At 42.2% G+C, this 12504-nt stretch carries 9 protein-coding genes; 4 read left to right on the top strand and 5 right to left on the bottom strand.

All coding sequences use genetic code 11. The annotated features are described in order from the left end of the window. Window positions 1-200: 200 nt before the first annotated feature. The 4 genes from hutI to hutH all read left to right on the top strand — a co-directional run bounded on the left by hutI (window position 201) and on the right by hutH (window position 5855). A complete protein-coding gene (hutI, locus tag BS333_RS05785) occupies window positions 201-1448 on the top strand; it encodes an imidazolonepropionase (RefSeq protein WP_021708004.1) in 1248 nt (415 codons plus the stop codon). A gap of 4 nt (window positions 1449-1452) precedes the next feature. After that, window positions 1453-2472: a formimidoylglutamase gene (gene hutG / locus BS333_RS05780; RefSeq protein ID WP_021708003.1), complete on the top strand. Its 1020-nt coding sequence runs from the start codon at window positions 1453-1455 to the stop codon at window positions 2470-2472. A 71-nt stretch (window positions 2473-2543) separates the two neighbouring features. Further along, a complete protein-coding gene (gene hutU, locus BS333_RS05775) occupies window positions 2544-4253 on the top strand; it encodes a urocanate hydratase (protein WP_021708002.1) in 1710 nt (569 codons plus the stop codon). Window positions 4254-4313: 60 nt separating this feature from the next. Beyond that, window positions 4314-5855, top strand: coding sequence for a histidine ammonia-lyase (hutH, locus tag BS333_RS05770; RefSeq protein WP_021708001.1), 1542 nt, complete (start codon window positions 4314-4316; stop codon window positions 5853-5855). A 227-nt stretch (window positions 5856-6082) separates the two neighbouring features. Here the strand turns inward: hutH and BS333_RS05765 are convergent, their stop codons facing one another. The 5 genes from BS333_RS05765 to BS333_RS05745 all read right to left on the bottom strand — a co-directional run bounded on the left by BS333_RS05765 (window position 6083) and on the right by BS333_RS05745 (window position 12504). After that, entirely contained in the window at window positions 6083-7678 is a 1596-nt protein-coding gene (locus BS333_RS05765) for a M91 family zinc metallopeptidase (protein ID WP_033003132.1), read from the bottom strand. A gap of 10 nt (window positions 7679-7688) precedes the next feature. After that, on the bottom strand, window positions 7689-9674 hold the full coding sequence (locus BS333_RS05760) for a hypothetical protein (protein ID WP_227739135.1): 1986 nt from the start codon (window positions 9672-9674) through the stop codon (window positions 7689-7691). Between the two features lie 428 nt (window positions 9675-10102). Further along, window positions 10103-10849, bottom strand: coding sequence for an ADP-ribosyltransferase (locus tag BS333_RS05755; protein ID WP_021707998.1), 747 nt, complete (start codon window positions 10847-10849; stop codon window positions 10103-10105). A 118-nt stretch (window positions 10850-10967) separates the two neighbouring features. Continuing rightward, window positions 10968-11741, bottom strand: coding sequence for an ADP-ribosyltransferase (locus BS333_RS05750; protein WP_033003131.1), 774 nt, complete (start codon window positions 11739-11741; stop codon window positions 10968-10970). 7 nt (window positions 11742-11748) lie between these two features. Continuing rightward, window positions 11749-12504, bottom strand: a complete 756-nt coding sequence (locus BS333_RS05745) for an ADP-ribosyltransferase (RefSeq protein WP_021707996.1) — start codon at window positions 12502-12504, stop codon at window positions 11749-11751.

Here is a 12504-nt window from a genome sequence, read left to right as displayed (position 1 = left end):
GTATGTTCACCGAGTATGACCTCTCATTGGCTAGGTTCAAGTGTTTGTTTACACGTCAAATTCCGGCGGTGCAAGTGATAGATTTAAAGAATGTGGTTTGATCCCAAATCCTAACGCACAAAATCTACCCACTGGTTTGCAATTTGCTCAAAGCTTGCTCAATATCTAATCTCAACGGCAGATACATTGAGAAATATTTCATGGATTTACTCATCGAAAATGCTCATCTGGTCACCATGCAAAACGGCATTCAAGGATACGAAGCCATTAAATGTGGTCGCCTATCAATTAAATCAGGAAAAATTGCAGCGGTTAGCTCTAAACCTCTTGGTGAAGATACCCCTGATGTTGAAGCGCTTTTAGAGCCTAGCCAATTTTGTCAGACGTTAGATTTGCAAGGCAAACTTGTCACCCCCGGCCTTATTGATTGCCATACTCACCTGATCTATGCCGGCAATCGTGCTCATGAGTTTGAAATGCGCTTAAAGGGCAGCTCCTATCAAGAGATTGCCCGTCAAGGAGGAGGGATTCTTTCCACTGTAAGGGACACTCGCCGAGCATCACAGGAACAACTCGTTGAAATAGCGCTTCCAAGGCTGGATGGCCTATTGGCGAGTGGCGTCACGTCAGTAGAAATAAAGTCGGGCTACGGGCTAACACTAAAAGACGAAATCAAAATGTTGCGCGCAGCAAAAGCGTTAGAAAACGAACGAAGAGTCAAAGTCTCCCCCACTTTACTTGCTGCCCACGCATTACCTCCAGAATATCAGCACCGTTCGGATGACTATATACAGTACATCTGTCAGGAAATGATTCCTTTAGTCGCAGAAGAAAAACTCGCAACAAGCGTCGATGTTTTTTGTGAATCAATCGGTTTTACGCTCGAGCAAACCGAGCGTATTTTTATTGCGGCCCATGAGCACGGCTTAGGCGTAAAAGGACACAATGAACAACTTTCTAACATGGGTGGGGCGGCCCTGACAGCCAAATATAACGGTCTATCCGCCGACCATATCGAGCACCTCGATGAGCAAGGCGTCTTAGCTCTCGCCCACTCTTCTACCGTAGCGACCTTATTACCTGGTGCCTTTTATTACCTAAATGAAACCCAGAAGCCTCCGATTGCGCTATTAAGGGAACATCAGGTGCCAATAGCAATTGCAACCGATCACAACCCCGGAACCTCTCCTTTTGCCGATTTAACTTTAATGATGAATATGGCTTGTACTCTGTTCCATTTAACGCCAGAAGAAGTATTACGAGGGGTTACTCAACATGCGGCAAAAGCACTCGGTTTTGAAACGAAAAGAGGAAAAATTGAGGCTGGTTTTGAGGCTGATTTAACCCTATGGGATATCACTCACCCCGCAGATTTAAGTTACCAATTTGGACCAAAACGCCTTATCGGTCGTATTGTTGATGGTGAGTACACGTTACACAGGGAGTAACTGCATGGTAGATAATATTCAACTATCCTCAGGTTTTCATTGGCAAGGTCGGTGCGATACAGAAGATGGCGCTTTGGGACAACGAATTCACAGTGTGATTACGAATACCGAGGTAAATAAGTTAAAGGAATCTCCCTCTGGTATTTCAATCCTTGGCTTCGCTACCGATGCTGGCGTCGCAAGAAATAAAGGCCGAATTGGGGCAAAAAAGTCGCCCGACTTAATTCGCAGGGCCCTTGCCAATCTTGCTTGGCATAAGGATGCACCACTCTACGATCTTGGTACTCTTACCTGTGAAGATGATCTATTAGAGACCAGTCAAACTCAGTGTGCGGAGATGATTGCTTCTGCCCTGCCATTTTCTCCTGTCATCGTGTTAGGTGGCGGTCATGAAATAGCCTGGAGCTCTTTTAGTGGTCTAGCTCAATTTGTTAAATCTACTTTCCACTCTAAATCCGTTACTCAGCCACCTCGAATTGGGATCATTAATTTTGATGCCCACTTTGATTTACGTGCATACCACAGCCCTTTAAATGACGTGAGACCCAATTCTGGTACCCCCTTTCTTCAGATTCATGATTTTTGCCAGCAAAACCAATGGCCTTTTCATTATGCTTGTCTCGGGGTTAGCCGCAGTAGCAACACTCAGGCGTTATACCAAAGAGCGAACGAACTGGGCGTTTGGTATGTTGAAGATGCCTTATTAGGGGCACATACTGATAAAAACCATGTAGAACACTTAGAGCAATTACAACAATTTATTGGGCACTGTGACTACCTTTACCTAACGATTGATTTAGACGTTTTTCCGGCTTCTCAAGCTCCAGGGGTCAGTGCTCCCTCTTCCAGAGGCGTAAGCTATGATTCATTAGCGCCATTTCTCGATATTGTCCTAAAAAACAAAGAAAAACTGCTATTAGCCGATATTGCAGAATATAACCCGACCTATGACGTTGATAGTCAAACGGCACGCCTTGCTGCACGCTTATGCTGGGAAATTGCCGATGCGATGGCTGAGAGTTAGCCACAGAGCAAAGTATCACCGTGACAAGCCAATAACATTCAAAGACACACATTAATGAAAGGACGCATGACATGACCAAAAAACCACATCCTGATCGTCGCTTTGATCCTACCAGAACCATTCGTGCACCCAGAGGAACGTCGCTTCGTGCCAAATCATGGATGACTGAAGCCCCTCTCCGAATGCTTATGAATAACCTTGATCCTGATGTCGCAGAACACCCCCATGCATTGGTGGTTTATGGCGGGATCGGTCGAGCGGCTCGTGATTGGCAGTGCTACGATAAAATCGTTGAGGTTTTAGAACGTCTCGAAGAGGATCAAACTCTTCTGATTCAATCTGGTAAACCCGTCGGCGTGTTTCCTACTCATTCCAATGCTCCACGCGTTCTCATTGCTAACTCGAATCTTGTTCCACATTGGGCTAATTGGGAGCAATTCAACGAACTCGATAAACAAGGTTTGATGATGTACGGGCAAATGACCGCTGGCAGTTGGATCTACATAGGATCACAAGGCATTGTTCAAGGGACTTATGAGACTTTTGTTGCGGTCGCCAAGAAACACTTTAATGGGAACGCAGCCAACCGTTGGATCCTTACTGGTGGACTTGGCGGTATGGGAGGAGCACAACCTCTCGCTGCGACAATGGCCGGTTTTTCCATGGTTGCAGTTGAGTGTGACCAGTCACGTATCGATTATCGCCTACGTACGGGCTATGTTGACAAAAAAGCAACGTCTTTAGATGAAGCGTTAGCGATGATAAAAGACTCGAGCGCACCCATTTCTGTCGGTCTTCTAGGCAATGCCGCCGATATCTTTCCTGAACTTGTTGAACGTAACATTACACCAGACGTAGTCACAGACCAGACCTCAGCACACGACCCGCTCAACGGTTATTTACCTCAGGGCTGGAGTATGGCTCATGCAGCAGAAATGCGATTGCAAGACGAAGCAGATGTGGTCAAAACAGCAAAACAATCGATGGCCATTCAAGTCAAAGCTATGCTCGAGCTACAAAAACGCGGTGCTGCAACGCTAGACTATGGTAATAACATTCGACAAATGGCGCTGGAGGAAGGCATTAAAGATGCGTTTGACTTCCCTGGTTTCGTACCTGCTTACATTCGTCCACTATTTTGTGAAGGTATTGGCCCTTTCCGCTGGGCTGCACTGTCTGGCGATCCAGAAGATATTTACAAAACCGATGAGAAAGTAAAAGCGCTGATCCCAGATAACCCTCACCTACACAACTGGCTAGATATGGCTCGCGAACGCATTCAATTTCAAGGGCTGCCTGCTCGTATCTGTTGGGTTGGTTTAAAAGATCGTCAAAGACTTGGTCTGGCATTTAATGAAATGGTCAAAAATGGCGAGCTAAAAGCGCCTATCGTCATTGGCCGTGATCATTTGGATTCAGGCTCAGTTGCAAGTCCAAACCGTGAAACTGAAGGTATGCTCGATGGTTCTGATGCCGTGTCGGATTGGCCGCTCTTAAACGCGCTACTCAACACAGCAGGCGGAGCCACTTGGGTGTCTTTGCATCACGGCGGTGGGGTTGGCATGGGGTTCTCTCAACACTCAGGCATGGTGATTTGCTGTGATGGCAGTGATGATGCTGCGCTGAGAATTTCTCGCGTTTTACACAATGACCCTGCGACTGGAGTCATGCGCCACGCCGATGCCGGATACGACATCGCTAAGCAATGTGCTGAAGAGCAAAATTTGGATTTACCGATGCTGTATGCAGAGCGTCACAACAACAGCTCATCAAACCAGTAAATAACATAAAAAATAAAAGAAGAAATAAGAAATAAGAAATAAGAAATAAGGATAGTTTAGATGCTGAGTTTAACACTCTCACCAGGAACGCTTTGCTTAAACACATTACGTCAAGCCAGCCGAGGCTCAATAACACTCGCTCTTGATCCCAAAGCCATTCCCGATATTAACACCAGTACTCAGGTGGTTGAGAACGTCGTTTCAGACAATAAAACCGTTTACGGTATCAATACTGGCTTCGGTCTACTCGCCAATACTCGTATTGCTGAAGAGGATCTAGAAACCCTCCAGCGTAGCGTTGTTCTGTCTCACGCGGCAGGTATTGGCACTCTCTTGCCTGATCACACTGTACGCCTCATTATGCTGCTGAAAGTCAACAGCCTCGCCCGCGGTTTTTCCGGTATACGCTTGCAAGTGATTCAGATGTTAATCGATCTCATCAATGCCCAAGTCTATCCGTGTATCCCACAAAAAGGCTCTGTTGGTGCCTCAGGAGATTTGGCGCCACTTGCACATATGAGTGCTGTTTTGCTTGGAGAAGGTCATGCCAGACACAACGGGAAAATACTCAGTGGCTTGGAGGCACTGAATGTCGCCAAATTAAACCCCATTAAATTGGCTCCCAAAGAAGGGCTGGCATTGCTTAATGGTACACAAGCCTCAACAGCATTAGCCCTAGAAGGTTTATTCTATACCGAAGATCTTTATGCCTCAGCCACTGTGTGTGGTGCGATGTCGGTTGACGCCGCTCTTGGTAGTCGACGGCCCTTTCAATCTTGTTTACATGAAGTACGTGGCCACCAAAGCCAGATCGATTCCGCTTCGGCATACCGCCACATTCTAGAGGATGAAAGTGAGATAGCTCATTCACATCGTCACTGTGAAAAAGTCCAAGATCCTTACTCACTTCGTTGTCAACCTCAGGTTATGGGGGCCTGCTTACAACAAATTCGTAATGCTGCAAGTATCCTTCAGACTGAAGCGAATGCTGTCTCAGATAACCCGCTCGTTTTCGCCAGTGATAATGACATCATATCAGGAGGCAACTTTCACGCTGAACCCGTAGCGATGGCAGCAGATAACCTCGCACTCGCTATTGCCGAAATAGGCAGTTTATCAGAGCGACGAATGGCCCTACTTGTAGACAGCAACTTATCTAAGTTACCGCCTTTTCTGGTCAATGAAGGCGGCGTTAATTCAGGCTTTATGATTGCTCAAGTCACCGCGGCCGCTCTAGCCAGTGAGAATAAAACACTGGCCCACCCAGCTTGTGTAGATAGTTTACCGACCTCTGCAAACCAAGAAGACCATGTATCAATGGCAACATTTGCAGCCCGTCGACTTATAGAAATGGCTGAAAATACCAGAGGGGTTTTGGCTGTTGAATATTTAGCTGCAGCGCAAGGGCTAGATTTTCGAGCCCCATTAAAATCTAGTCAGCCTATTGAATTGGCGAAAAAAATGCTGCGTGAACAGGTCAAGTTTTATGACAAAGACCGCTATTTTTCCCCCGATATCGATAAAGCGAACAACCTATTAAAGCAAGCGATCCACAATGACTTCATGCCTTCTGGGTTATTACCGAGTTATATGCCCAAATGACCTCAAGATTCCTTGCCTCTCAGGTACGGCAACGATTCCTAGGTATAGTGGTTCTACGCTGGAATCGTTATCAAAACCTAAGAACTAAACACGCTCTCCCTTCGAGAGCGTGCCTCTAAGCTACTTTTCTGTTTACGCTTAAATTATTTATACCCAGCTTAACGAGCTTGGTTCACGATTTTTTACGTTTCCTATTCACGTTAAATGCTCTTTGACTAAACCGGCTTTTATTGAATACTACAAATGTTAAATCGAGCTCGACCTCCAGAACTTAACATTTGGACATTGTCTTTACCTTGGATATTGCGCCAGGCAGTACTGTCTTCGATGTTCAACGTCGAGGGTTGATAATCTAAATTAGAATGGCGAGAAACTAAAACTTGTTTAGACAAATCTGCCGAGAGATTATCCACGACTTTTGTGGTCGCTTGACCATCAGAGTAAGCCATGACCAAAACCGTCTCTTTGTCAGCCAGTTCTTGAGTTAAAGCCATTTTATCTTCGGGATTAAATTGAACATGACTGTATCCCGATTGTTGAGTACTTTGCCCAGCAATTGCACGATATAAACGACTTTTTACGCGTGTTCTTTTCGTGGCTTCGGCGCTCATGCCATCCAGTGAACTGTATGCATTGATCACTTTAATATCGTTTTTCGCAGCGTATTTTAAGATCGATCGCTGGTTACCTAAGCCTCTTCTCGTTGCAATAGGGGAACTCTGTATACTTTGCGATAACCTCTCTTCTGTTGGATCAACGAGAACAATAGCGGTTTTTTTCCCTTCACTTAAAGAACGCCCTAAAGCTCGTTTTACTTCTAAATGTGCCTGTTTGCCCTCAGTTGTATCGGCAAGTAAGTTTAACGTGCTAAATGCTTCTGGCCTTTGCTCAATGGTGTAAGGCTTGTAAGAATATTTGTCTCCTGGCCAGTAAACTCCTCGCTTGGGAGCGCCAAGCTCATCAGCTAAATGAAACTCACTGACTGGCTTTTCATTTTTTAAAAATGTTTTTTGTTGTGCAAATCCTAATGACTTCCACCTGTAATACATTTCTTCTCTATGTGCGATAGCATTTAATCGTATTTCACTGATTGTAGTATCAGCTTCAATACCATTTTCGGCATTCTTAAAATGTTGGATACCTGTTGTCTGATACTCATATTTAGGAATAGAGAAATGGGTAATCTTCCCTGAAGTGGGGTGAGGAAGAGAAAGTTTTATATTCCCATGCGGAACCGCCCCTGAAGCATAGTCCCGGGCATGAATCAGCTCATGTCCAAGAGCAACCGCCTGATCAAATGGCGTCGAAGTTCCAGGTATATCGACTAATTCCGTTGTAGAGAAAAGCACGGTACTCGATACCCCTTTCCCATCTCTGATTCTTACCCCTAACTCTTCTAATTTGGCTTTTTCAGTAAAAGATGAAGGTATGGTTTCAAAGAGTTTGCCCGCTTCACTTGGTTCTCTGATCACCGACACAATCGTGGTTTGAGTTGAATCAACGCCAACAGAATGCTCAATTAACGGTTCTATAGAATCATCCGGGGAGTTTACCGGAACATATGTGCCTATTTGGTGGAGGATTTCACGTCCTGATGAGGACATTTTCAACTTATTAATGAGCAGTTTTATCCTAGCTAAATATGAGTCATCTTTTGTTTGTACATAAAGGTTTTTTGACACTCTATACAGCTTGCCATATTGTTCTGAGTTATAACCATAAATAACATTGACACTATCAGGCTCTGAGTAAAACTGTCCAACAGGTGTACTCATGACCAAAGAACTGCAAGAAACAAAGAAAAATAAAATCAGTATAAACATCTTGGTTATCTTAAACACCTTCTAGCTCCTCTAGCGTTAATTGTAATTCAATCCACTCTTCCAACTCATGCATTAATATTTCATCGATATGTGGCAACATGTTCATATCATTGTTTTTTACCATATATCCTAGAAGGTCAATAGCGGAGTCAAGGTCCTCTCCCTCAAAAGCAGTGCTTATGTTGGTAATATTGTCCCAAATAGAGTGCTGAGCAAGTTGTTGTGTCTGCTGTTCAAGAAACTGTGCATGATTTTCATTTAAATAGGCCACATGAGATAAAGACAAGCTCGAATTAAAAAGGAATGAATCGTCAACATGCCCAGAATGATTATTGACTTCTGATTGTTGATGCTGGGCGATTTGTGCATAAACCGCCAGATCACCTAACAAATCATGTAAATGGCTGACTGTATTAACTTGTTGAACTTTTTTTAATATAAAGTTAATGACTATCTCTCTTTTCTCTTCCTCTGTGCCTTTATATTTAGTGTTAATAATTTTATTAAAAAGGTTAACTAAAAATGGAGAATAAAAACGCAGATCTTTTGCAGAATAAAAACTCCCAAACGGCATTGAGTAATATAGGTCCCTAATGAAAGCTAATTTTATCGCACTTTGAAAGGCAGGCTGAACCTCACTCCGAAATGCTTCATATTGTTTCACTCGATCGACTACACTTCCTGAGGGACGCTCAGTCAATAAAAGCTCATACCAACGACTTAATTGATACCAATCTTCCCTGTTGATTTGAACAGAACTGTCTATCCCTTTATCATCCAAGTACTTTGTAAGCGAAGTTTGAAAACTCGGCAACTCCGCGATAGACAATTTCTTTACATAGAAATTAAACAAGTCATTTGTTTTTACTCCGAATGCATAGTCACTTGCCAACTTTGTAAGCTGTTCTTTTAATAAGTCGCCCTTCCAACCTTGAGCAATTTTTCGCTCAATGTATTGATCGATGTCGACTATCGGCTTGTCTGTGATGACATTAAGTAGCTGTGGATCTTTTTCAATGTGGTAAATATCAAAAAGCGGTCCCGACTCTTTACAACTTTCTAGTGAATCCAGAATGCCGCCGGGATAAACAGAAGGAACACCAAAACAACTTCTTGCTGGCTCAACTAAAAATTTTGCCGTATTGAGCTGATGCTCTGTTAAGTAATCAATATCCCAATTTGCTTTAGCATATTCACGCAAACCACTCATTCTGGCTCTCTCCTCAAGCATAGAGCGATTAAGGGATGTTTGATGGTAAATCTGTTGGATATGCTCATGAGCACGTTGCTTGATATTTTCTATCATTTTTTGACGATGTTTATTCATGCGTTCAAAAGCAACTAGGACCAACTGCTTTTTCGCTTGAAATATCGATACATATAATTGATTAAGATCATCTGAAAGCAATCGTTCCTGTATGGTTTCCACTCTCTTTGGCCCATTTAAAACTAAACAATGCCTAATACTCTCTGCAGAAACGCGCTCTCCATGGCACAAAGGTAGATTTACACTTTCTTCTTCAGAAATATAACCATACACTTTGAGTAATTCGAGGTCCATCCTTGCCATCTGTCGAGACAACTGACGGTCGAAGGCTGCTGCAAGGCGCCTATACTCGGTATCAGCACTTATCAATAAATGATCAAGATAAAGCTCTATTGCCCTTTTCACATAATCATCATAAGTATTGATTAGAAGTATTGCATCCTGTTTTTCATGATGAAAACGGGCAAAATCTGAATAGTAATGAGTATAAACATAATGGCTTTGCGTCTCAAACTCATGGATTTTTTCTTTTGCAGAAAAATACTTGATATCGTTAGAATAGCGATTAATTTCATCTCCTACCAATGGTAAAAGAGAAAATACAGCCGCTGTCTTGTCTAATCGGTTAGATGACTCATCAGAAAACGTTGTCACCATATTATTCAGCCAAATTCCAACGGCTGCGGCATCGGCAACAGGCCCAAGAACTTCTAAGGTTTTAGCAGACACTTTACCCAATCTATTCAACAGCCCTTGTGAGTTTATTGAGCTATTAAATACGCTAGGTACATTCTGCATCGCTTGCTCAGACTGTGGCCAAGCCTGTTTAAATACACTTTGATGAGCATCATGCTCTAACTCTCCCAATGTGCTGCTAAAGTCAGATACGTAATAAGAATAATTAAAATTATTCTCAAAATACTCAGCTTTATTGAATTTTTGCTGGTCTGTAGTTAATGTATCAACACTACCATCATTAAAACACATGGAATAAGATAGTGGTGATAGTGTAAGTGATGATAGTGTAAGTGATAATATTGCACTTAAATAAAACCTTGAACGCATGAAAAATTTATCCTAACTCTAAGACGTCAGTAGAATAACTATAATTGAGTATTATTATTTAGGATCAGTTATGAAAGAATTTGTGAACAGGTTTAAAAAGTACATGCTTCCTTCGCTGTAATTATTTCCCCAGTATGCATATCCTTGATACTTTTATTCATTACTTCTTGTCTGGGAACTTCTCTGTATATAACAAAATTACCCTCAGGAGTGGTGTTAATCGCTGTCACTTCAAAAAATGAATTTCGATTAATCAGGACTTCAAGCTCGTCATCTCTCACTGTAGGGATAACAATGCCATGTTCTCCTGACATCAGCTCAAATCTTGAAAGTTGGCCTTTATAAAATGAGTCCACATAGTTTCGTGATATTGAAGTAGAAACAAAAGAGCTCGGACTAACGATATCACCCACTTTTATTTCCGATAAATAGGCATCCAAGGCACTTTCACCTCGATAAGTGATGCCTTTATGAGCGATGCTATTTTGAAAGGCAGAGTCCATATCACGAATAAGAACTTGTGTTTCTTCATCAGAGATTCCGGTTCTGAGTGCTTCTCGAGTGGTTTGATACGCATAGTCTTGATATAACTCTAATGCATTGACTTCTGGTTGAGACAATCGTTCTGATTGTAATGCTGCCGCTCGGTAAAGCTCCGTTCTTTCTTGATAGAAATACTCAAAGCTATCCATTAAATCTGGATCTGACATTTCCTTGAGAATATTGTTTATTTCGGATTTCTTATAATAATTTGAATTATACTTCAGGCCAGCATTAAGGTTAGGTGAGCTAAAAAACAATGCAGCTATAAAAACAGTGGTAATTTTTTTAAATTTCATAATATCACTTATTCTAGGACAACGAAAATTTACCTAAGTATTTTGGTACACTTAAGTATATCATCTAGTCGTGGAAAATAAATGAGGTACCCCTACATACCTCACTAATAATTAAAATTTATAAGCAGGACAGGTGTATTCTACTTTTTAATGTAACTTCTTCACCACTAAAACTATCATAGATATGTGACTCTGAGTTTTCTCTTATATAACTGCTTGGCTTTTTTAATTCTTTTAACTTTATGTAGTTTTTCTCCGCCGAATACTTTTTTATATCTTCGACTAAAAAGTAAGTATCTGGTTTAGCCAGAATCTCTGCTTCATAATGCTTAAATGTATAGGCATTAATCGCACGCCCAGAAGAGTTAAGATCAATTTTATATTGAGCGGCGGATACACCTTCATATACTTTCCCTTGAGCAAAGTCTCTTGCAACACTTGGAAGGGTTGATGTAGATAAAAAGGCCTTCTCGTGCAGAATGTCCCCCACTTTCAGTTTGTCGAGAAGCACGTTCTTAATCGATGCTCCACGAAAGACCGTGCCTTTATAGTTTGGCAGTTTTTTCATTACATTTCGGAGATTTTTCACACGATTTTTGAGCGCTGCCCCATAGCCTGGCATTAGGTACTCTTTCGGTTCACCCGCTCTCATGTATTCATTGATCACATCATGATCAACCCGTCCATAGCTTTTTATCGCAGAATATTCAGCCTCAACCATTCTCCTTTCTGCTTTTTCATGTTTAATCAATACCCATTGCATTAAATCATTTGCCATTTGCTCTTGCTCAAAGTGGCTTAACTTACGACCTTTGAACTCAGCAAACTCCTCTGCAAATGCTAAATGAGTGGCAGAAACTATTATCATTATTATTGAAATTAATCTGATCATTTTTATATCAACCACAAATATACGCTTGCCAGAAAGAAGGTTTCACTTTCTCTCCAGTAAACAGATTATATATATCCTCATGCATCGCTTTATCAGCGGTTACTGTTTCCACCGCGATTAATGATGTTTTATGAAAGTTTTCTATATGAGTAACTCTGAAATAAGTATTTGGAGGAAGTAACACCTCCCCTTCACGGCTAAATTCCGATAGGCCTGCAAGCACTTTACCTTGTTTTTTTATATCAACAGCAAGCCACACCCGCTGAATAGGAGCCGTGGTTTGTGGTCTCACGATAGCAAAACGCTTAGCCACTTCCGGGATCACTGTCGTTGATGTAAACGCAGGTTCCACTACGACATCCCCAACTCGCAACTTATCCATTAAAGATTGTTTGATCCAACTGCCTCGATAGGCAATACCTTTATATCGAGGCAGTTTTCTCATGCCCGATTTGACCTTATTAACAAACTCTTTCGCGCTAGAGGCTGTACTTCCCCAGTCAGCTGAACCAGAAAGACGCAAATAATCGTTAGTCACCTTGTAGCCTGAAATAGAGAAATCCTCTAATGCTTCTCGCTCACTCTCGGTCAACAATTTAAAACGCCACCCTCTTGCTTGATTCGCCCATTGGCTAAACCGCTCAGCATGACTGGCGATTTGTTGTTGACTTCGCAAAGGCTCCTTCAAGGCATCTAGAGGATTAGCAACAACCGATACGCTGAATAAGGCTAATACAATTAAGGCGTAAATCTGGTGAGACAT

The sequence above is a fragment of the Vibrio azureus genome (assembly GCF_002849855.1).
Lineage (GTDB): Bacteria > Pseudomonadota > Gammaproteobacteria > Enterobacterales > Vibrionaceae > Vibrio > Vibrio azureus.
This window is presented reverse-complemented; position numbering and strand designations above follow the sequence as displayed.

What these genes read in the sequence shown, in the direction of transcription:
- hutI (WP_021708004.1), top strand. Translation starts at nt 201, where the DNA reads ATGGATTTACTCATCGAAAATGCTCATCTGGTCACCATGCAAAACGGC.
- hutU (WP_021708002.1), top strand. Translation starts at nt 2,544, where the DNA reads ATGACCAAAAAACCACATCCTGATCGTCGCTTTGATCCTACCAGAACC.
- BS333_RS05745 (WP_021707996.1), bottom strand. Translation starts at nt 12,504, where the DNA reads ATGTCTCACCAGATTTACGCCTTAATTGTATTAGCCTTATTCAGCGTA.
- BS333_RS05755 (WP_021707998.1), bottom strand. Translation starts at nt 10,849, where the DNA reads ATGAAATTTAAAAAAATTACCACTGTTTTTATAGCTGCATTGTTTTTT.
- hutH (WP_021708001.1), top strand. Translation starts at nt 4,314, where the DNA reads ATGCTGAGTTTAACACTCTCACCAGGAACGCTTTGCTTAAACACATTA.
- BS333_RS05765 (WP_033003132.1), bottom strand. Translation starts at nt 7,678, where the DNA reads ATGTTTATACTGATTTTATTTTTCTTTGTTTCTTGCAGTTCTTTGGTC.
- BS333_RS05750 (WP_033003131.1), bottom strand. Translation starts at nt 11,741, where the DNA reads ATGATCAGATTAATTTCAATAATAATGATAATAGTTTCTGCCACTCAT.
- hutG (WP_021708003.1), top strand. Translation starts at nt 1,453, where the DNA reads ATGGTAGATAATATTCAACTATCCTCAGGTTTTCATTGGCAAGGTCGG.